We start from the raw sequence: 22,646 nt of genomic DNA, 5'->3' as shown, positions 1-22,646 counted from the left end.
GGGAATAAACATAATAAATACCTGTTATAGGTATATTTAAAATCTCTGGTGAATTTTTGTATAAAATAACTTCAGTAAATAGTTAATTACTTACATTCGTAGCTTTACTTTAGGGTACTGCTATAATGCGCAGCGAATTTTCTCGCTAACGGATAAATAATGTCAGATTATCAATTAAGATTTGGTGGTATTGCTCGTCTCTATGGTAATACGCAGAGCGAAGCGCTTCAAAAAGCTCACTTCTGTGTAATAGGTATTGGCGGTGTTGGGTCTTGGGTTGCAGAAGCTTTAGCCCGTAACGGTATTGGCCAGATAACCTTAATTGATCTTGATGATTTATGCATAACCAACATTAATCGCCAAATACATGCACTGACTCATACTATTGGGCAGAGTAAAGTCGATGTGATGCGCGATAGAATTATACAAATTAACCCTGAGTGCATTGTTAATACGATAGAAGACTTTGTGACGTTAGAAAACGTGCGTGAAATTCTGTCAAACTCTTACGATTATGTTATCGATGCGATTGATTCAGTCAATGTTAAGAGTGCTGTTATAGCGCATTGTAAGCGAAATAAATTACCCCTAATAACTATTGGCGGTGCAGGTGGACAAATAGATCCAAGTAAAATTGCTATTGCAGATTTAAGTCAAACCTATCAAGACCCATTATTAGCTAAGGTACGAAACCAATTACGCAGAGAGTATAATTTTTCGCGTAATGTTAAGCGAAAGTTTTCTATTGATGCGGTATTTTCTAGTGAACAGTTGCGTTACCCAGACCCAGACGGAAATGTTTGTCATGCAAAACAGTCAAACGATGGCTCTATGCGATTAGATTGCAGCGGCGGCTTCGGTGCAGCAACTCATGTAACCGCATGCTTTGCGTTTTTTGCCGTGGGTAAGTCTATGGAAAAATATTTAAAGAAAGCCCTTAGCTAAGGGCTAACCTTTCAAATACGTTAGTTATCTTCAAAATCCATCTCGACTAAACAATATATTTTTTTCACAATAGCTAAAAGTCCATTGCCACGCGATGGACTTAAATGTTGCAGTAAACCTAACTCTGTAAAGTAGTTATCCATATCAAAGGCAACAATTTGTGATGCCGTTTTATTATTTACAGCGGCTAATACAATAGCTAATAGCCCTCTGATCACTTTGGCATCACTGTCGCCTTTAAATATAAAGGTGTCGTTATGCTTTTTTTCACACAACAGCCATGCCTGGCTTTCACAACCTGAAATTAAAGACTGATCAGTTTTAACTTCGTTAGGCAAACGTAATTGCTTTTTTCCTAACATCATAATTTCACGATGCTTACTATCCCAACTTTGTGCTTTAGAAAATAAAGTTATGACACTCTCTACATCAAAATCAGCACTAGTATGTGGAATAGAAGCAACATTTTCAATATGGCTTATTTCACTTAAACTGTTTGACGTTTTTGATATGCCAGCAGTTAATTTTTTAATCGCTTGCACAGTAAAATCTATTTCTTCAACATTATTATAAGCAGATAAAGATAAACGAATACAGCCATCACTCTTTAAGTACTGCATTAAAGGCATTGCACAATGATGCCCAGAGCGTACCGCGATACCTACACTATCTAACGCAGAAGCAACATCATGATTGTGTTGGCCTGCTAAAGTAAAAGAAAAAACAGGAATATCAGGTACATTATTAACAATAAAGCTGAGTCCCTGCACTGTTGATAGTTGCTCGAAGCAATAATCTTTTAATTTATTTTCGTATGCTAATAATGCAAGATGATCATACTTTTCAATAAACTTAATTGCGGCCCCCATTGCTACTACACCGGCAATATTGGGCGTACCCGCTTCAAATTTATGAGGTAATTCATTAAATGTTGTTTTTTCAAAGCTCACGGTTTTAATCATTTCACCGCCCGCTTGATATGGTGGCATACTTTCAAGCAAAACTTGTTTTGCATAAAGTACACCAACACCTGTTGGGCCATACATTTTATGTGCAGAAAACACGTAAAAGTCACAGTCTAACTTATTAACATCAACATTTACGTGAGCAATCGCCTGCGCACCATCGATTAAAGTAAGTGCGTTATATTTTTTAGCAACACGAATAACGTCTTCAATAGGATTAATTTTACCTATTACATTAGAAATATGAGCAAAACATACAATCTTAGTACGCTGATTAATTACATCCTCAAGTTGGTCAACATCTATTTGCCCCGTTGACGTTAATGGCAATACTTTAATTTTCGCACCCGTTTGCTCTGCAACAATTTGCCAGGGCACAATATTGGCATGATGTTCACTGTAACTTAATACTATTTCATCATTCGGTTGCAAGTTAGAACGACCCCAACTTTGAGCCACTAAATTAATGCTTTCGGTGCTACCTTTAGTCCAAATTATTTCTTTGCTAGTTTTAGCATTAATAAACGTTTTGACTTTTTCGCGTACAGCTTCAAAGGCGACTGTTGCTCGGGCACTAACTGAATGTGATGCCCTATGAACATTAGCATTGTTCGCTTGATAATAATCTTTATGGCTATCAATAACGCATTGAGGTTTCTGAGTCGTTGCAGCATTGTCAAAATAGACTAGAGGCTGACCATTTACTATGCCTGCTAATAAAGGAAATTGTTGACGAAAATGAGGATAAGAAAATTTTTCCATAAAATGTAATAACGATTTCATTAAGTTGCCACAATTATATCTTAAGTTATCACTTTTAAAGTCAGGAAATTCTTTAATTAAGATAAATAAATTCAATATCAATGGGCAAAAATTGAAAACTTACGCTATACCTATAGGGTGTAGATGGATAGGGTGTAGATGGAGGAAAAAATACTATGGCATTATTTTCATGGTTTATTCGAAGAAAAGAACTTAACTGCGCCAAAAACAATCAAGCTACGTTAGAACAAGAGCTCTTAACTTTTAATAACAATACAATGTGGCCGATAGCAAAAGTAAGAAGCAACGTCATATTACAGCAGCAAGAATATGTAAATTCAGCTTCACAATTAAAAAATGAAATTAAGTTAAATGTGCAGGAGGAACCCAGAAAAATCTTACTTAAACAATATGTGAGTTAGCTTCACATAATAAAACAGCATAAAAGCTTAGCTGATGAACGTCTTCTTACAGATGTTCAAATAGCTAAGTTTTAATTAATCAAATAATGTTACCTGCAATACTTTAATCGCATCACTAAATTCGCCCTTTTCAACTAAGTTTTGACTGATATTATAATGATAACTTGGCATGAGATAATGCCGAGGAGCTAATAGAAATAAATTCACATATATTTCTGGCAAAGCCAACTCAAAATATTCTAATTTTGTTCTTCCAGATATGGGCTTAAATGCCTGAACATTACTCCCATTAAGACAAGTATCAGCAATGAACAACCCAATGTCATCTTGATGTGCTTTTGGCGTTGCTAACTGCCAGCCTTGTTCACTTTTCGATAAAATGGGTGTGGTATCTTTTATTAAACTGCGCCATGGAATTTGAGACAAAATACTCTCCCTAAGGGATTTCTTATTGCCCTGGTAACTTTCGCTTAATACCACAAGGTTATGAGAAAACGCCTCGCCTTGGACTTGTTGACATTTTTGGTGTTGTTTAGGTAACGGATACTCATCAACAAAACCAATGAAATGGCTAAGTTCATGCACTAGTACATCAAAAGTATCATTTTGGTCAATATACATAATACCGTTATCAACATTGGCCTTTCCCTGTTCAACAATTAAACCAATATAGCGCGTAGTAATATCTTTGCGAGTTAACCAAACACTAGCGTTACAACTTATTTTCTCAACGACTGAATGCTGACAATTTACCGCTTGGGTTGGGATATATTTTGGTGCTTGCAAACAAATATATTTTGACAGCTTATGTTGCTCAAATGATGAAATTAATGCGCGGCCATGTCTAAGACCAGCTAAATTTGTTGCAAAAAGTTGAACATCAACTGAACAGTTTGATGTTAATGCTGATGTTGATTTAAGATTTATTGAAATAACGTTATTGTTTTGCAATGCATCTTTATTGTGATTAAACACAGAATATTGCTCAAGCTCTTTGTATAGAGCAGTATTTTCACTTTGCCTTAATTTACTTTTATAAGTATCAATAAATGAAAGGTTACCTTGATATAAAGCTAATCTATATAGCAATGCCAATGCTTTTTCATTTGATATTATAGGTAAAAGTAAGGGTTGAATTTCTGAATATTTCTGTAAATCAAAATACACGATAGATAACGCTAAGCGTGCTTCAATATGTTGCTGACGGACCGCAGATTGAAACCACAGTATGGCTGAGTTTAGGTCTTGATTGTTAAGGAAATAGATACCTAGCTGATACGCTGTATTTGAACTTATCTCTGCATGGTACTGTGCTAAATGCAGCCACGCCTTATTATTATGATCGGCTTGTAATTTAGCTAGCCTTTCATCGGTATTAGTCGCCGTAAATAGATCGAGAAACTCAAGTACGTCTAACTGTTTACGTGTTATATCAGCATTATCAATTTTTTCATTATACGATACGATTAAAAAAAATAAGCTTAGCAATATTAAAATAACTAAGCTTATAAGTAGCTTTTTAAAAGTATTCATAGTTCACTAAAAAAATGTTTAAAGTGGACTAGATTGTTGCATAGTTTGGCGCATTAAATCTAACTCTAGTTTGGCATATCTATGCTCAACAAACTCATATACGTTAGTGCTTAAGGCAAGTTTAAAGAAGTTAAGTGCTGCATATACATCACCCTGCATTTGGCTATATTTTCCTAAATAAAAGTAAGCCTCACATAAGCGCTCTGTTAATGCTTCACTTGAACTCACATTATCAGCTAATCTATTTATAAAGGCATTTTGGCTCATTTCACCCAGATAAAGTTTAATAATATTTTTAGCCCAAATATCTTCTTCAATAAGCTGAGCATTTAAACTTAATTCTTTACCGGCTTGTAACTTGTCTACTTCTGAATCTGCTAGATATTGCCATAAAACACGGTAAGGATCATCTTGTTGATATTGTCTAAAAGCTTCAAAATCTTCGGAAGCTAAAATCGGACGACCACCATAATACAGCGCGATACCGCGATTCAACAAGGCAAATTCATGATCTGGTGCTAACTCTATTGCTGAGTCAAAGGCATCATATGCTTGATTAAATTCTTGTAACTGTGTGAAGTGAATACCGATAAAATTATAAGCGTCTACCATGTCAGGCTTTAGCGTTAAGGCTTGGTTGAAGTCAAAACGAGCTAAGGCACGCAAACCTACTTTGTCGTATTCAACACCACGTTGATAAAGCAATTCAGCTCGTTGTCCATCGCTAATTTCAGCTCGCAACAACACCTGTGTTAATCGAGCTAATGCTATTTCGTTCTTATAGCTAATCGCGATAGGCTCGGCAATGATCAAGTCACCAATTGCAGATTGTTGATTATTTGTTGTTGAACAAGCTTGAGTGAGTAATAAACCTGAAACAAGTAATACTTTGGAAAATAAAGCTTTTGAAAATTGAGTATTAGGAAGTAAGCGCACGAAAAACAGAACCCTAGTAAGTATTTATGTTATTGAGTATATAAAAAAGGGAGCAATTAAGCTCCCTTTTTGTGTACAAGATATTAGCTAAAAAACACTACATACCCATTGTACTAATATATAACAGTAAAGTTACTCTGCTGAGTCAGTTTCAGGCGCTGCTGCTACTGGCTTTTCCATCGCTTCTTTCATGCTTAAACGTACGCGACCTTGACGATCAACTTCTAGTACTTTAACAACGACATCTTGACCTTCTGTTAAAACGTCGCTTACCGCGTTAACACGTTCTTCAGAAATTTGAGATATATGTACTAAACCATCTTTGCCTGGTAATACGTTAACAAAAGCACCGAAATCAACGATACGTACTACTTTACCAGTGTAAACAGTACCTACTTCAATTTCTGCTGTTAATGCAGTAATACGTGCAATTGCATCTTTCGCTTGATCGCCATCTGTTGCTGCGATTCTAACCGTACCGTCATCTTCAATTTCAATTGTAGTGCCAGTTTCTTCGGTTAATTGACGAATAGTTGCGCCACCTTTACCAATAATGTCACGGATCTTATCTTGTGGTACTTTCATCGTGTGAATGCGTGGAGCAAATTCAGAGATATCGTTACGATGTCCACCAATAGCTTCATCCATAACACTTAAGATATGAGTACGTGCAGCTTTAGCTTGGTTTAAAGCAAGTTGCATGATCTCTTGTGTAATACCTTCAATTTTAATGTCCATTTGAAGTGCAGTAATACCACCAGTAGTACCCGCAACTTTAAAGTCCATATCGCCTAAGTGATCTTCATCACCTAAGATATCTGAAAGAACAACAAAGTTGTCGCCTTCTTTAACTAGACCCATAGCAATACCCGCTACAGATGCTTTAATTGGTACACCAGCATCCATAAGTGCTAATGAAGTACCACATACAGAAGCCATTGAAGATGAACCATTTGATTCAGTAATTTCAGAAACTACGCGAACTGAGTATGGGAATTCTTCAGCTGAAGGCATAACAGCCAACATACCACGTTTTGCAAGACGACCATGGCCAATTTCACGACGTTTAGGAGAACCAACAAAACCTGTTTCGCCAACACAGTATGGAGGGAAGTTGTAGTGCAACATAAAGTTGTCTGTTTTCTCACCCATGATAGTGTCTAAACGCTGTGCATCACGTTGTGTACCTAAAGTAGCAACAACTAATGCTTGAGTTTCACCACGTGTAAATACAGCTGAACCATGAGTACGTGGTAATACGCCTGTCATTACGTCTAATGCGCGGATCATTTCTGGGTCACGACCATCAATACGAGGAGAACCTTGAGTGATACGGCCACGAACAACAGTTTTCTCTAAACCGTGGAATAAATCTTTTGCTTCTTGAACGTCAAGTTCAGCATTATCAGCCAATAAAGATGCAACAACACCATCACGAATTTCTTTAATTTTTTCGTAACGTACTGCTTTTTCAGTAATTTGGTAAGCTTCGTTAACTTGTGCTTCAGAAAGCTCAGCAATCTTAGCGATAAGTTCAGCGTTCTTCACTGGTGCAACCCAATCCCATTTAGGATTGTTAACTTCAGCAGCCATTTCTTTAATTGCTGTGATAGCTGTTTGCATTTGCTCATGACCAAACATAACAGCGCCAAGCATAACTTCTTCAGAAAGTACGTCAGCTTCTGATTCAACCATTAATACAGCTGAGTCAGTACCTGAAACAACTAGATCTAATTGCGAGTTAGCTAGTTCAGACTGTAATGGGTTAAGAATATATTTGCCGTCAGTATAACCAACGCGCGCTGCACCAACAGGACCACTAAAAGGCATACCTGAAATAGCTAATGCTGCAGAAGTACCTAATAAAGCGATAATGTCAGGGGCGATTTCTGGGTTAGCAGAAACAACAGTGATAACAACTTGAACTTCGTTAGTAAACCCTTCAGGGAATAACGGACGAATTGGACGGTCAATTAAACGACAGATTAGTGTTTCTTCTTCAGAAGGACGACCTTCACGTTTAAAGAAACCACCTGGTATTTTACCAGCAGCGTAAGTACGCTCTTGGTAGTTAACTGTTAATGGGAAAAAGTCTTGACCCGGTTTTGCTTCTTTTTTACCAACAACAGAGACTAATACTGATGTATCGTCCATGCTAGCCATAACGGCACAAGTGGCTTGACGAGCAATTACGCCCGTTTCTAGAGTTACGGTATGTTGACCGAACTCAAATGTTTTAGTAACTGGATTAAACATTTAGTTAGTTCCTTAAATTTCTTTTGATTTTAATCAATCTGTACAATTATTTATTCACTTAGTTAATCACTAAGTATTATCGCGTTACCAATAAGTTACGCGCTAAGTTGAACAAAAAATTATACAGTTTGATTGATTAGCATTTTGTAAATACAAAATTTGCACGACATATTATACTTAACAGTTATATTTTTACTAGCATCAAAGGCAAAATGTTGAAGTTAAAAGAGTAAAAACTGAAGGATTTAATCGATATTAGCTATTTTAACAATTAGCACTACGGTTAATTGGTCTGGATATTTGTCAGAGGTTAACATTGTTATCAAAGCAACAGGCTAAATTATCACCGCTGTAGCTAATTTCTAGTATGAACAAACATTACATTAAGGTTATAAAAAACAGCCATTGGTTTATCTTTCAGTTTATCTAAGCATTTCTAAAAAAACAATAAAAATAAACACTATAAAGTTGAGATTTAATAACCGCTTAAGAAAGCTTATCTATAGGATAGTTAAGCCTTACTACCCTATAAAACAAAGCGCTTTACATGTATTTGATAAGTAACCGTGCTATAAGAAATTTAACACTGCTAAAACGGTTTTTTGAGGATTCTCTTCATGAGGAACGTGGCCTAAATCATCAAAGACAATCAATTGGCTGTTCACTATTTCTTGCTTAAATCTTTTACCAAACTTCAGTGGTATTAATTTGTCTTTTCTACCCCAGATTAAAAGTGTCGGTACATTAATGGTACCAATTTTATCCATTAAAGCTCCGGGGAGTGTTTGTTCAAACCGTGCTTTTAAAGCACTACGATTTCCTTCTCGCAGAGATAATTCGTAGTATCGGTTTACTAATTCATCGGTTACCAAGTCAGGGTTTCCGTAAACATTTTTAACACTTTTTTCTACCATTGATTTAGGTAAAACATTTTTTAATAAGCGACTTGCTAACGGGTTTTGAGACAATTTAAAAGCCAATGGTACTGATTCAGGATCATAAGGATAACCACTAGCATCGACTAAAACTAATTTAGATACTCTATCAGGATGAAATACGGCAGTTGCCCAAGCAATATAACCGCCTAACGAATTGCCCGCTAATACACTTTTATCGATCTTTAATGCATCTAATACGGCAATAACAACTTCAGCGTAACGTTCAATAGAATAATTATTTTGTGGATCGGGTCCTGTTAAACCAAAAGCAGGTAAATCGAAGCGAATAACTCGTCGCTGCTCTTTTAATACCTCTACCCAACCGTCCCAAGTATGTAATGACGCACTAGTTCCATGGATCAAAACAATAGGTTCTTTGTCAGACTTAGGGCCTTCGTCTCTATAGTGAATATTCATCCCTGCAACACTTAAGAATTTTGAGGGCTCAGTTGCCCAGCGTTTACTCAGCTCTTCTACTGATTTGTCGTATGCTATATTCGCATAAAGATAAACACCGAGGAAAACAACCACAATGAGCACAAGGTATAAACTATATTTTAAAATCATCAACTTTAGGTAGGCCTTATAATTAACAGTTTATTTATCAAAAATATTAGAGATAAATAAACTAACCAAAGTGCCGTAGCAAAGCAACACTTACTCTTACTCTTACTCTTACTCTTACTCTTACTCTTACTCTTACTCTTACTCTTACTCTTACTCTTACTCTTACTCTTACTCTTACTCTTACTCTTACAACTGTGTTTGTAGCTTTGCTTTTAAGATAACAAATATATAACTAAATTTTATAAATCGATAAGCCAAAAACAAAAAAGGAGCCATTAGGCTCCTTTGAATATTCTTTGTTTAAATCTAGTCTTAACGACGTAGACCTAATTTACCGATTAAAGCAGTGTAACGTTCAACGTTTTTGCCTTTTAAGTAATCAAGTAATTTACGACGTTGGCTTACCATACGTAATAGACCACGACGTGAGTGATGATCATGGATGTGCTGTTTAAAGTGACCTTGCAAGTGGTTGATTTGTACAGTTAACAATGCAACTTGTACTTCTGGAGAACCAGTATCACCTTCAGCTTGGGCGTATTCTGCAACGATAGCAGCTTTTTCAGCAGCGTTTAAAGACATAATATTTACCTTAATTTTAGTGTTTTAAAAATCGCGTCAAGCCGAACACTAAATCAGCAAGACGTTCTAAGAGCGCGTATTCTATCAGTAATTGCTCTAAATGCAACTTTTACTGATGACACCATCTCCTGCGTAAAATTAACCAACAACTGTAATTCGTTTTGGGGCAACTAAACCATCATCGTCAATTTCACCAACACCAATAAACTCACCGGTATCGACATCATCACCAATAAAAACCTGTACTAAGCCATCACTTGGACCGCCAGAACATTGAACAGGGTTACCATGACGTAAAAAATTTGCTGACATATCATCAACAAATACCGCTGGTATACCATCGCATGCGGTGGTCATAGGTAATAGCAAAGGGTCTAAATAAACCGACGGAGCTACTTCTTCAGCTTCTGCTTGTGCTAACAATGCCTCTAATGCTGCCATTGTCACCATTCTATCGGTTGGATAATTACCCACAGCACTGCGACGAAGATTGGCAACATGTGCACCACATCCTAAAAGCTCACCTAAATCATCGATAATGGTGCGGATATAAGTACCTTTAGATACATGAATATCTAAGTCGACTTCATCACCTTCAAAACGTAATAAATCTAACCTAAACACTGTGATATCACGCGATTCTCTCGGTACTTCTATCCCTTCACGAGCATATTTATATAAAGGTTGCCCTTGATACTTTAATGCAGAGTACATTGAAGGAATTTGTTGCGTTGTACCACGAAATGTCGCTAATGCTGTGGCGAGTTGCTCAGCTGTAACTTCAACAGGTTTTTCGCTTACCACTTCACCATCAGCATCGCTGGTTGTGGTACGAATACCTAATTTCGCAGTAACTTGATAAGTTTTATCGGTATCAAGCAAAAACTGAGAAAACTTAGTCCCTTCGCCCAAACATATCGGTAACATGCCGGTAGCGAGTGGATCTAATGCACCGGTATGCCCTGCTTTTTGTGCAAAGTAAATGTGCTTTACTCGCTGCAATGCATTGTTAGATGACATATCGTAAGGTTTATCGAGTAACAAAACACCGTTAATAGCACGGCCTTTTCTTTTCTTAGCCATTATTATTCACTCTCTGGCTTTTGTGTTTCGTCGATTTCACCTTCGTGATTTTTCATGTCTTCAGCTACGGCTTTGTCTACTAAGTTACCCATGCGAACACCTTCAACCATAGAGCTATCATAGATAAATCTAAGCTCAGGCATAATGCGCGCATTAATACGTTTAGCTAACAAAGTACGAATATAACTTGAAGCTTCATTTAATACATCAATTGAAACATCAACGTTTTGTCCTTCTAATGTAAAGAAGGTAACAAATATTTTTGCATAAGCTAAATCACGGGTAATTTCTACTGCATTCACCGTAACCATGCCTAAACGTGGATCTTTTACTTCGCGTTGAATAATCATCGCGATTTCTTTTTGAATTTCTTGTGCAACTCGATCAGTACGAGCAAATTCTCTTGCCATAAATAATTCCTACAACCTAATACGGGTTCAAGTAATACGGATATAGCCGTTCTCAATTTGAATATTAGGTATATTTTGTAAATGAAAATGGAGGCTAAGCCCCCATTTTAACTAAACCATGAAAACTAAACGCGATTAAAGTGTGCGTTTAATCTCAACCGTTTCAAATACTTCAATTTGGTCACCAACGCGAACATCGTTGTAGTTCTTAACACCAATACCACATTCAGTAGCGTTACGAACTTCTTGTACGTCATCTTTAAAGCGACGTAACGATTCCAACTCACCTTCGTAAATAACGATGTTATCACGTAATACACGAATTGGAGCTGAGCGTTTGATAATACCTTCAGTAACCATACAACCAGCAATTGCGCCAATCTTAGGTGACTTAAATACATCACGAACTTGTGCTAAACCAATGATTTCTTGTTTAAACTCAGGAGCAAGCATACCGCTCATTGCTGCTTTAACTTCGTCAATCAATGCATAGATAACACTATAGTAACGTAAATCGATTTTCTCAGCTTCAATCACTTTACGCGCAGTTGCATCAGCACGAACGTTGAAACCAACCATAATCGCATTAGAAGCAGCAGCAAGTGTTGCATCAGTTTCAGTAATAGCACCAACACCACTACCAATAATACGTACTTTAACTTCGTCAGTAGAAAGCTTAGTTAATGAATCAGAAATTGCTTCAAGTGAACCTTGAACATCTGATTTAAGTACAACGTTTACTTCTGAAACTTCACCTGAAGCCATGTTAGCAAACATGTTTTCAAGTTTAGATTTCTGTTGACGAGCAAGTTTAACATCACGGAACTTGCCTTGACGGAATAAAGCAACTTCACGCGCTTTCTTCTCATCTTTAACAACGGTTGCTTCATCACCCGCAATTGGCACACCACTTAAACCAATAATTTCTACTGGAATAGATGGGCCTGCAGATTGAATAGTTTTACCGTTCTCATCACGCATGGCACGAACACGACCGTATTCTAAACCACAAAGTACGATATCACCTTGGTTCAATGTACCTTCTTGAACAAGTACAGTAGCAACTGGGCCACGACCTTTATCAAGTTTAGATTCAACCACAACACCGTTAGCCATTTTATCAACAACAGCTGTCAGTTCTAATACTTCAGATTGAAGTAATATTGCATCAAGTAATTCGTCAATACCTAAGCCAGTTTTAGCTGATACGTGACAGAATTGAACGTCGCCGCCCCACTCTTCAGAAAGTACGTCGTGTTGTGATAACTCACTCTTAACACGATCTGGATCAGCACCTTCTTTATCCATTTTGTTAACTGCGATGATAATCGGCGCATCAGATGCTTTAGCATGTTGAATCGCTTCAACAGTTTGCGGCATTACACCATCATCTGCTGCAACAACAATAATAACGATATCAGTAGCTTTAGCACCACGTGAACGCATAGACGTAAACGCCGCATGACCAGGAGTATCAAGGAATGTAATCATTCCGTGTCCTGTTTCTACATGGTATGCACCAATATGCTGAGTAATACCGCCGGCTTCGCCGTCAGCTACTTTTGCTTCACGAATGTGATCAAGTAATGATGTTTTACCGTGGTCAACATGACCCATGATAGTTACAACCGGTGCACGTGTAATCGCTTCACCTGTATGGCCACGATCTGAAAGTACCGCTTCTTCAAGGGCATTTTCTTTTACAAGTACCACTTCACGACCCATTTCTTCAGCAACTAATGCCGCTGTTTCTTGGTCAATCACTTGGTTAATGGTTGCCATTGCACCCATTTTAAACATCGCTTTAACAACTTCAGCGCCTTTAACAGACATTTTATTTGCTAGTTCAGCAACTGAAATAGTTTCGCCAATGCGTACTTCGTTAAGCTTAATTTCTACTGGTTTCGTGAAACCATGTTTTAAGCTTTGCGGAGAAGATAAGCTTAACTTACCTTTGCCTCTTGCATTACGCCCGCCACGATTATTTCTATCTTGGCCAGCTGGCTTTTTCTTCTTACGTCGACGACCACTTTCATCGGCAGAGTCACTTTTATCTTCAGCTTCTTGCGCGTATTTAGAAGATGTTAAATGTACCACTTCTTTTTCTTTCGCTTTACGCTCAGCTTCTTGCTCTTTCCAACGAGACTCGTTTTCTTCAGCAAGTTTACGTGCTACTTCTGCAGACAATTTAGCTTCTTCTTCAGCTTTCGCTGTTAATTCTGCTTCTTGTTGTAGACGTAATTTTTTAGCTTCTTCAGTTTCTGCAACTACTGGCGCGGCTTTAGGCGCATCTTCAATATTTTTTGCTTTAGTGATTGCAGCTTGCTTAGCTTTAGCTTCGGCTTCAACTTTAGCTTCTGCTTTAGCTTCTGCCTGTACTTCTGCTTTTGCGGCTGCAGCTGCACGTGCATTCTCAGCTTCTTTTGCATCAGCTTCAGCTTTCGCTTTTGCATCAATTTCAGCTTGAACACGTGCTTCTTCTGCAGCTTTCGCTTCAACTTCAGCTTGTTGTTGTTCTTCTAAGTCACTACGTTTTACATAGGTACGCTTTTTACGTACTTCTACTTGAACTGATTTAGCTTTGCTACCGTGGCCTAAAACCAGCGTAGATTTTTTCTTACGGCTTAATGTCATTTTGCTTGGGTTAGCAGTTGAGTCATCACCGTGTTGCTTTTTCAAATAATCAAGTAGGTTTTCTTTTTCTTCTTGCGAAACAGAATCGGTCGCCGATTTGCTCACACCTGAGTCAGCCAATTGGCTAACTAAGCGATCCACCGGTGTACCGATCTCTTTGGCAAGTTGTTCTACTGTTACGTTTGCCATCTATATAATTCTCCCGATGAGTTATTCTTCGTTAAACCAACAAATATTACGTGCAGCCATAATTAGCTCGCCCGCTTTGGTTTCATCTAATTCTTCAATGTCTGATATTTCATCAACGCCTTGCTCTGCAAGATGTTCTAATGTTGTAATACCACGACTCGCTAATACAAACGCTAAATGGCGTTCTAAGCCAGCAAGATTTAATAAATCTTCAGCTGGCTCTGCACCTTCAAGTGTTTCTTCACTTGCAAGTGCTTGAGTAGTAATTGCTGCTTTTGCACGTTCGCGCAATTCTTCAACAATGTCTTCATCCATACCGTCAATATCAAGCATTTCAGCAACAGGTACGTAAGCAATTTCTTCTAACGAAGTAAAACCTTCTTCTACTAACATCAAAGCAAAATCTTCATCAAGATCTAACTTATCAATAAATAGTGTTAATACTTTATCGTTTTCAGCTTGGTGCTTTTCGTTCATGTCAGCAACAGTCATCACGTTAAGTTCCCAGCCTGTTAACTGGCTAGCTAAACGTATGTTTTGACCACTACGGCCAATGGCCATGGCTAAATTGCCTTCTTCAACAGCAATGTCCATCGTGTTTTTGTCTTCATCAACAATGATAGAAGCCACTTCAGCTGGTGCCATTGCATTGATAACGTATTGTGCAGGGTTGTCATCATATAAAACGATGTCAACACGTTCGCCGCCTAACTCACTTGAAACAGCTTGCACACGTGAACCACGCATACCAACACACGCGCCAACTGGGTCGATACGTTTGTCGTTACTTTTAACTGAAATTTTCGCACGAGAACCAGGATCGCGAGCTGCGCCTTTAATCTCAAGCATTTCTTCACCGATTTCTGGCACTTCAACACGGAAAAGTTCAATCAACATTTCAGGTTTAGTACGACTTACAAATAATTGTGCGCCGCGTGCTTCTGGTTTAATTTCATAAAGTAAACCACGAATACGATCGCCTGGACGAAAGCTTTCGCGTGGTAACATGTCATCACGATAAATTATCGCTTCAGCGTTGTTACCTAAATCTAAAATGACACTATCACGGCTTGCTTTTTTGACAACACCAGTGATGATTTCACCAATTTGCTCTTGGTAAGCATCAACAATAAGTCCACGTTCAGCTTCGCGAATTTTTTGTACAATAACTTGTTTTGCTGTTTGCGTTGTTACACGGTCAAACTTAACAGACTCAATTTGGTCTTCAACAAAATCGCCAACGTTTAACTCTGGTTCATCATATTGCGCCGCTGCTAAACTCATCTCAGCATACGGGTTTTCCATCGGTGTTTCGCTTTCATCAACAACTAACCAACGGCGAAAAGTTTCAAACTCACCCGTTGCACGGTCAATACTTACACGAACTAAAATGTCACCTTCATATTTCTTTTTTGTCGCTGTTTCTAAAGCTGTTTCCATCGCTTCAAAAATGCTTTCTCGTGGTAATGCCTTTTCATTAGAAACAGCATCTACGACCAGTAATATTTCCTTACTCATGCTAGTTAGCCTTTCTCATTATTATAAATTATTTGGTGTGGTTATAAACAAGGTGAGCCTTGTCAATGTTACTGATAACAAGTTCATATTCCTCGTTATCAACCATTACAATCAAACTTTCGTTTTCAACGGCAACTAATTTACCTTTGAATTTACGACGACCATTTAATGGCATTGAAATTTTCGCTTCGACCGTTTCACCAACAACCGCTTCAAATTGCGCTTTTTCAAAAAGTGGGCGATCAAGCCCCGGTGATGAAACTTCTAAACTATATTCACTACTAATTGGGTCTTCTACATCGAGAATAGCCCCTACTTGACGACTTACTTCAGCGCAGTCATCAACATCGATACCATTTTCATGGTCGATAAATAATCTTAAAACCGAATGGTTGCCGGCACTGATAAATTCAACGCCTAATAATTCCTTACCCGTTTCTTCAACGGCAGGACGTAACATTGCGGTTAATTTGTGTTCAAATTTAGCCAATCACTTTTCTCCAATTTGGAAGAGTCCAGAAACAAAAAAAGGGCTTAAAGCCCAGCGATATACCTTGCTGCTATTGCACCTTTTCACAAAGTTAAGATACAAAAAAGCCCCAATACGCGGGGCTTATTCACTGAACCCACGATGTAAACCAAGCAATAACACTCTTGGTTCTGTACAACAATATCTTAGATTGTTATCAAACTTCGATAAAAAATCTTTTCAGTGAGATATTGCTATATTAAAGCTGCGCAAATTATATAGAGTTGCTGTTTTTATAGCAAGCTAATTTTCACACCGCTTTTAGGTGATGACTATAAACTTATCGCACATGTTATAAAAGAATAGTTACTATTTCCCCTAACATTACTATAATAATTATTGCGGCATTATCAGATAGTTAGTAAATTAGTACAATTTATGATAAAAGTTGTTATCTGCGGATAATTTTCAACCCTATTTGAAAGTACATAAAGACACTTTGGAATTATATGTATACATATTCTCGTTTACTATTAAGAAATTTTTTTATTACTTTAGGCTTATGTGCCTGTGTAGCAGTTGCTGGTGTTTTTCTGCTAGCATCGCATACCGCTGAGCAACAAAGTCAACATCAACAAATCTTACTTTCGTTGGACGAACAAGTTAATTTTGGAAGTAATGAACAACTTGCTAGCCAACTTGCTAAGTTTAATCGTTATCAATACATTAATATTATTAATGTAGAGGGTGAGGTTATTGTCAATGAAAAGAGCAAACCTTCCTTTATAGATGAATTTATCCTAGCCCCTATAAGCCAAGTTAAATTAAAAAATTCAAATCTGATCATTCAATTTCAATTAGACCCCAGTACTGAGTTAAGCTTTTTACAAACAACAGTTTTAGCGGTATTTATCATTTCGTTAATCTTCGCTATTTTTACGACACCTTTAAGTATTGCAAAGTCACGTAAATTCGCACAAAAAATTGATGATCAAGTTAAACGCGAACTAGAACAAGTTATTTCAGGTAAGGATAGTGTTGGTAAGATTAATGCTGAGGGAATTGCATTACCTCAAGTTGAACAAAGCATAATTGACCTTAGAGCACTCATTGCAAATAAAATAAGCGCAACAGCTTTACTAGAAAAAGACGCTTACATTGAGCCAGTAACTAAATTAGAAAACCGTAACCGCTTTGTACAGTTTTTTGAAAATGCTGATAGTCGTTCAGATTTCGGTGTTTTATCTATTACGCGATGCTCTGAATTACAAACCATTAATCAGATACATGGTTACCATGAAGGTGATACGTATATCCGAAAAGTTGCGGATATTATGAAAAATGCTGTTAGTCGCTATAAAGGAGCGCAAGTATTTAGATTAAATAGTTCAGATTTTGCGACATTAATCCCTAATATTAGTTTAAAGAGTGCTGAAGCATTTGCGACAGAGCTCACTAACAGTTTTAATAAATACCAACAAGCCTCTGATTTAGACTCTATTGGTTATACCGGTTTGGTTTACTTTGATAATGACAAACCTCTAGGTGAGTTATTAGCACTAGCCGATACCGGCATTAGTGTTGCGCAAACACAAAAAGTTAACGCTTGGTATGCTCAAACCGACACCAGTATTCTTGACAATAGTAGTGCTAGCTACGGAAATCAAAACTGGCGTCAAGAAATTGATAGTGTAATCGCTAATCAAAGAGTTAATTTATTGGTTCAACCCATCAAACCAAGCAGTCCAAACAATCGAGTATACGGTGAAATCCTAACGCGTTTCTTAAATAGTAATGAGGATGTTTTACCTACCGCCTCTTTTTTCGCTATGGCTGAAAAGCTGGATAAAATAGTAGCGGTTGATCAAATGATCATAGAAGCGGCTATAAAAGAAATTGCCAATAGAAATATGCAAGATAACTTCTTTGGAATTAATGTTAGCTCTCGTTCAATTAACGATGGTCACTTTCTTATTTGGCTTGAGAGAAGATTACTACGCGATACGGTTATTGCTTCAAAACTTGTCTTTGAAATCACAGAAAGTGGTTTGCAACATAATATAAAAACCAGCAAAAACTTTATTGATATGGTGCATAGAGTCGGAGCACGAATTACAGTTGAACGTTTTGGTATTGGTTTAACTTCATTTAAATTCTTTAGAGATTTAAAGCCTGATTTTATTAAAATGGATAGTACTTATACACGTGATATCGACGAAGATAAAAACAATCAATACTTTATGCGCTTGATGGTAGATTTAGCTCACAGATTAAGTATCAGTGTATTAGCCGAAAGCGTTGAAAGCCAAGAAGAGAAATTTATGCTTGAGAAACTATTTGTTGATGGTTGTCAGGGTTTTTATATTGGTAAACCAAGAACCATATCTTCTTCATAAACAATTAATAAATTTTTCTTTAAGCCACTAATATATAGTGGCTTTTTTATTTCTTATCACTTAAGAAATAGCTTGATGCTTACAAAATTGATTAACTTTAATACAGTTTTTTATCATACATTTAGCTTACGAGGCATTAAAATGAATATCCTTACGGTTCGTATGTTGTTTATTGCTTGATAAACACGGATAATAGTGCGAATTTTCACGGTAATATATTGAGCGAATGACTGATTATCTCTTGCTACTTGTTGGCACAGTATTAGTAAATAACTTTGTTTTGGTTAAGTTTCTAGGCTTATGCCCTTTTATGGGGGTGTCATCCAAAACTGAAACCGCCATCGGTATGTCTTTTGCTACAACATTTGTTATGACATTAGCTTCATTACTAAGCTACATCGTTAATAGCTATGTACTTGCGCCATTAGGCTTAGAGTATTTAACTACCATGACGTTTATTTTAGTGATTGCGGTTGTTGTGCAATTTACCGAAATGGTCGTACACAAAACAAGTGCTAACTTATATCGCCTATTAGGTATATTTTTACCACTTATCACCACCAACTGTGCTGTGTTAGGTGTTGCACTCTTGAATTTTCAAGAACAGCATAACTTTTTCGAATCTATTATTTATGGCTTTGGTGCTGCTGTTGGTTTTTCATTGGTATTAATTATGTTTTCAGCCATGCGCGAAAAATTAGCCAATGCCGACGTACCTACTCCATTTAAAGGCTCAGCAATCGCCATGATCACTGCTGGTTTAATGTCATTAGCCTTTATGGGCTTCACTGGCTTGGTTAAGTTTTAATGACCACACTCATTGCAATACTCGTTGTCGGTTTACTTGCCGCTTTATTTGGTGCATTACTAGGTTTCGCATCGATACAATTTAAAGTTATTGGCGACCCACTTGCTGAACAATTAGACGCCCTACTTCCTCAAACACAATGTGGTCAGTGTGGCTACCCTGGCTGTAAACCCTATGCAGAAGCTGTTGCTAACGGAGAAGCCATTAATAAATGTGCTCCGGGCGGTGAAGATACCATAAAAAAAATAGCTGATTTAATGGGCGTAGAAGTACAGCCTCTTGACGGTAATCATGAAACAGATAACTCGCCAAAAGTTGCCTTTATTATTGAAGAAGACTGCATTGGATGTACCAAGTGTATTCAAGCCTGCCCTGTTGATGCCATTATCGGCACCACCAAGCAAATGCATACTATCATTGCTGACGAATGTACTGGTTGTGACTTATGTGTTGCACCATGTCCAGTCGATTGTATAGAGATGATCCCACTCGCCACAACTACACAAAACTGGCAATGGGATTTAAATAATATTCCTGTTGTACAGATAGATTAAAAAAGAGGTTTGGGTGGAATCGGTAATTGAACGAATCAAACGCGGAAGTTTCTGGCATTTTCATGGCGGCATTCATCCGCCTGAGCAGAAGTTTCTCACTAGCACTAAACCTATTGCCAGTGCACAAATACCTGAACAGTTAATAATCCCACTACGCCAACATATTGGTCAAGCGGGCAAGTTAATTGTCAACGTTGGCGACAAGGTACTTAAAGGGCAAGCATTAAGTGTAAATGATAGCCCAATGTCATTATCTGTTCACGCGCCAACTAGTGGCACTATTACCGCTATTAAGTTAATGGCCATCCCTCATCCTTCAGGGTTAAGCGAAACTTGTATTATATTAACACCTGATGGTGAAGACACTTGGCAATCTCGTCAAATTTGCCCTGACTATAAATTATTAAGCAAAGAAAAAATATTAGAAAAAATAGCTAATGCAGGTATTGCGGGTATGGGTGGCGCTGGGTTTCCAACGCAAATCAAAGTAAGCACTTTAGCTAAAATCAATTATTTAATAATCAATGCTGCAGAGTGTGAACCTTATATCACAGCCGATGATTTGTTGATTCAAGAACATAGCCCAACGATTCTAGATGGCATTAAAATTATCGACCATTTGTTATCGCCAAAAAATATTCTTATTGGTATTGAAGACAACAAACCCAAAGCTATTGATGTATTGCAAAAGGCCACGGCTAACATCGAACATATCCAAGTTTGTGTTATACCAACAAAATACCCAAGCGGTGGCGAAAAACAGCTGATTCAAATACTAACAGGTCAGGAAGTACCCTCAGGCGTTTTACCTAGCTCTTTAGGTATCGTAATGCAAAACGTCGCTACTTGTTTTGCTATTGCTGATGCAGTTATTAACGACACGCCGCTGATAAAACGCGTTGTTACCATTAGCGGGCAAGCACTTGAAAAACCGCAAAATGTATGGGCACTTATTGGTACTCCCGTTGGATTTCTAACCAACCAATGTGGCTATCAAAACAGTGAAAAGCGGCACTTAATTATGGGTGGCCCTATGATGGGCTTTAGTTTACCTCATGACCAAGTGCCGATCATAAAAAGTACTAACTGTATATTAGCCCCAAGTGAAATCGAAATAGCCTCACCCTTTTCATCAACCAGCAGTAAAGAAGTAGAATGTATACGCTGCGGACAATGTGCTGATGTTTGCCCTGCGCAATTGCTTCCGCAAGAATTACAATGGAGCGCTAAAGCAAAAGATCAACCACAGCTAGCTAAGCTGAACTTATTTGATTGTATTGAATGCGGCGCTTGTGCCTATGTTTGTCCAAGCCAAATTCCATTGGTACACTACTACCGCGTTGCTAAAGCAGAAATTCGCCAACAAAAATTACTCGACATTAAGGCCGAAAAAGCCAAAGTAAGGTTTGAAGCTCGTAAACTTAGGCTTGAACGTGAAAAAGTTGCCCGAGCCGAAAAACATAAAAAAGCGGCTGATGCTCGTAAAGCTAGAATGAATTCTGGTACTACAGCGGCAAAATCAGAAAAATCTGCGGTAGCTGATGCACTAGAACGAGTGAAAGCTAAAAAGGCACAAGCGAGTTTAAATGCTACGGCTCCACAAACGCCTGAATCAGAGGCTACATCGACTGAAGAAGTGAGTGAAAGCAAAAGTAAAGTTGCGAACGCTATTGCCAGAGCCAAAGCGAAAAAATTAGCTCAGAAAAAACAAGATCAAATGAGTTCGCTAGATACGCTACAAGACAACGAAACTTCAAGTTCACTTACCGAAGTGCAACCAGCACCCGTTGTTATTGATAAAAAAGCTAAAGTTGCTGCGGCAATTGCTAAAGCTAAAGCAAAAAAACATCAAAAAGACAGCCTATCAAACAGTACTGTTGACCAAAGTAATACATCAACAAATACACAAGTAAATATTAAAGCGTCTGAACCGACTACAGTATCGTTGAAAATAGACACAGCAGAAAAAGCGAGCGCTCCCGATGCAGAATTGAGCCAACCTTCTGATAAAAAGGCTAAAATAGCTGCTGCAATTGCTAAAGCTAAAGTAAAAAAACGTCAAAAAGACGCCGTATCAGACAACGCTGTTGACCAAAGTGATGCATCAACCAATACACAAGTAAAAGCTGAAGCGTCTGAACCGGAAACAGTATCATTAAAAATTGATACAGCAGAAAAAGACGTCGCTGCAGATGAAGAGTTGAGCCAAGCTTCTAATAAAAAGGCTAAAATAGCTGCCGCAATTGCTAAAGCAAAGTTAAAGGCGCAAGCGAAATCTGAACATAAGTTAAATACGGATAAAACGCCTCAAAGCAGCACAATTTCGACCACGAAAGCGACTCTATCACAAGAGAGTACTTCGACTAATGAAGCAGAGCACACCGAACATTTAGCCGAAAAAAGCGAACAAAGCGAACAGCAAACGCTTGTAACAAATAATACTGATATCGATAGAAAAGCAAAAATTGCTGCTGCAGTTGCTAAGGCGAAGGCAAAAAAAATGGCCGTTAAGTCTCAGCAAGCATCTATTCAATCTTCAGAAAAAGTATTAAACGAAGCTGACAGTAACAATAAGCAAGATGCTGAAAACAAAAGAGCACGAGTTGCAGCCGCAGTCGCTAAAGCGAAAGCAAAAAAACTGGCCGCTTCATCCGATAAATCATCAACTTCAGAGTAAAT

17 protein-coding genes are annotated in these 22,646 nt (G+C 37.8%); 6 read left to right on the top strand and 11 right to left on the bottom strand.

Annotated elements, in window-relative coordinates; translation table 11 throughout:
- Window positions 1–159: 159 nt before the first annotated feature.
- The gene (gene tcdA / locus H4J50_RS04865; protein ID WP_182254789.1) at window positions 160–945 is read left to right on the top strand and encodes a tRNA cyclic N6-threonylcarbamoyladenosine(37) synthase TcdA; all 786 of its coding nucleotides are present in this window, start codon (window positions 160–162) and stop codon (window positions 943–945) included.
- Between the two features lie 20 nt (window positions 946–965).
- On the opposite strand, the gene H4J50_RS04860 is transcribed toward tcdA, so the two are convergent.
- Window positions 966–2,693, bottom strand: a complete 1,728-nt coding sequence (locus H4J50_RS04860; protein ID WP_259366162.1) for a SufS family cysteine desulfurase — start codon at window positions 2,691–2,693, stop codon at window positions 966–968.
- A 155-nt stretch (window positions 2,694–2,848) separates the two neighbouring features.
- On the opposite strand from H4J50_RS04860, the gene H4J50_RS04855 reads away from it, so the two are divergent.
- Complete coding sequence (locus H4J50_RS04855) at window positions 2,849–3,094, top strand: hypothetical protein (RefSeq protein WP_108455732.1); 246 nt, start codon at window positions 2,849–2,851, stop codon at window positions 3,092–3,094.
- Window positions 3,095–3,169: 75 nt separating this feature from the next.
- On the opposite strand, the gene H4J50_RS04850 is transcribed toward H4J50_RS04855, so the two are convergent.
- The 10 genes from H4J50_RS04850 to rimP form a co-directional block, all read right to left on the bottom strand.
- Window positions 3,170–4,627 (bottom strand): hypothetical protein, encoded by a 1,458-nt coding sequence (locus H4J50_RS04850; protein ID WP_182254787.1) that lies wholly within the window; start codon window positions 4,625–4,627, stop codon window positions 3,170–3,172.
- An 18-nt stretch (window positions 4,628–4,645) separates the two neighbouring features.
- Window positions 4,646–5,563 carry a lipoprotein NlpI gene (nlpI, locus tag H4J50_RS04845; protein ID WP_108455730.1) on the bottom strand — a complete coding sequence of 306 codons (918 nt, stop codon included), beginning with the start codon at window positions 5,561–5,563 and terminating at the stop codon, window positions 4,646–4,648.
- 132 nt (window positions 5,564–5,695) lie between these two features.
- Entirely contained in the window at window positions 5,696–7,819 is a 2,124-nt protein-coding gene (gene pnp / locus H4J50_RS04840; RefSeq protein WP_182254785.1) for a polyribonucleotide nucleotidyltransferase, read from the bottom strand.
- Window positions 7,820–8,388: 569 nt separating this feature from the next.
- Window positions 8,389–9,324 carry an alpha/beta fold hydrolase gene (locus H4J50_RS04835; RefSeq protein ID WP_108455728.1) on the bottom strand — a complete coding sequence of 312 codons (936 nt, stop codon included), beginning with the start codon at window positions 9,322–9,324 and terminating at the stop codon, window positions 8,389–8,391.
- A gap of 312 nt (window positions 9,325–9,636) precedes the next feature.
- Window positions 9,637–9,906 carry a 30S ribosomal protein S15 gene (gene rpsO / locus H4J50_RS04830; RefSeq protein WP_085330930.1) on the bottom strand — a complete coding sequence of 90 codons (270 nt, stop codon included), beginning with the start codon at window positions 9,904–9,906 and terminating at the stop codon, window positions 9,637–9,639.
- A gap of 138 nt (window positions 9,907–10,044) precedes the next feature.
- Window positions 10,045–10,989 (bottom strand): tRNA pseudouridine(55) synthase TruB, encoded by a 945-nt coding sequence (gene truB, locus H4J50_RS04825; RefSeq protein ID WP_182254783.1) that lies wholly within the window; start codon window positions 10,987–10,989, stop codon window positions 10,045–10,047.
- A 2-nt stretch (window positions 10,990–10,991) separates the two neighbouring features.
- Entirely contained in the window at window positions 10,992–11,399 is a 408-nt protein-coding gene (gene rbfA / locus H4J50_RS04820) for a 30S ribosome-binding factor RbfA (RefSeq protein ID WP_108455726.1), read from the bottom strand.
- Between the two features lie 135 nt (window positions 11,400–11,534).
- The gene (infB, locus tag H4J50_RS04815; protein WP_182254781.1) at window positions 11,535–14,222 is read right to left on the bottom strand and encodes a translation initiation factor IF-2; all 2,688 of its coding nucleotides are present in this window, start codon (window positions 14,220–14,222) and stop codon (window positions 11,535–11,537) included.
- Window positions 14,223–14,243: 21 nt separating this feature from the next.
- Window positions 14,244–15,740, bottom strand: coding sequence for a transcription termination factor NusA (gene nusA, locus H4J50_RS04810; protein ID WP_108455724.1), 1,497 nt, complete (start codon window positions 15,738–15,740; stop codon window positions 14,244–14,246).
- A gap of 28 nt (window positions 15,741–15,768) precedes the next feature.
- The gene (gene rimP / locus H4J50_RS04805; RefSeq protein ID WP_182254779.1) at window positions 15,769–16,230 is read right to left on the bottom strand and encodes a ribosome maturation factor RimP; all 462 of its coding nucleotides are present in this window, start codon (window positions 16,228–16,230) and stop codon (window positions 15,769–15,771) included.
- A gap of 488 nt (window positions 16,231–16,718) precedes the next feature.
- Between rimP and H4J50_RS04800 the strand changes: the two genes are divergently transcribed.
- The 4 genes from H4J50_RS04800 (at window position 16,719) to rsxC (ending at window position 22,644) form a co-directional block, all read left to right on the top strand.
- On the top strand, window positions 16,719–18,605 hold the full coding sequence (locus H4J50_RS04800; RefSeq protein WP_108455722.1) for an EAL domain-containing protein: 1,887 nt from the start codon (window positions 16,719–16,721) through the stop codon (window positions 18,603–18,605).
- A gap of 226 nt (window positions 18,606–18,831) precedes the next feature.
- Window positions 18,832–19,413 carry an electron transport complex subunit RsxA gene (rsxA, locus tag H4J50_RS04795; protein ID WP_108455721.1) on the top strand — a complete coding sequence of 194 codons (582 nt, stop codon included), beginning with the start codon at window positions 18,832–18,834 and terminating at the stop codon, window positions 19,411–19,413.
- On the top strand, window positions 19,413–19,967 hold the full coding sequence (gene rsxB / locus H4J50_RS04790; RefSeq protein ID WP_182254777.1) for an electron transport complex subunit RsxB: 555 nt from the start codon (window positions 19,413–19,415) through the stop codon (window positions 19,965–19,967). The genes rsxA and rsxB overlap by 1 nt, the downstream gene beginning before the upstream one ends.
- Before the next feature lie 13 nt (window positions 19,968–19,980).
- A complete protein-coding gene (gene rsxC, locus H4J50_RS04785; protein WP_182254775.1) occupies window positions 19,981–22,644 on the top strand; it encodes an electron transport complex subunit RsxC in 2,664 nt (887 codons plus the stop codon).
- The last annotated feature ends 2 nt before the right edge of the window (window positions 22,645–22,646 follow it).

The organism is Colwellia sp. 6M3 (assembly GCF_014077595.1).
Taxonomy (GTDB): Bacteria; Pseudomonadota; Gammaproteobacteria; order Enterobacterales; family Alteromonadaceae; genus Cognaticolwellia.
Note: the sequence above shows the minus strand (reverse complement) of the source record. Positions and strands in the feature narration are given on the sequence as shown.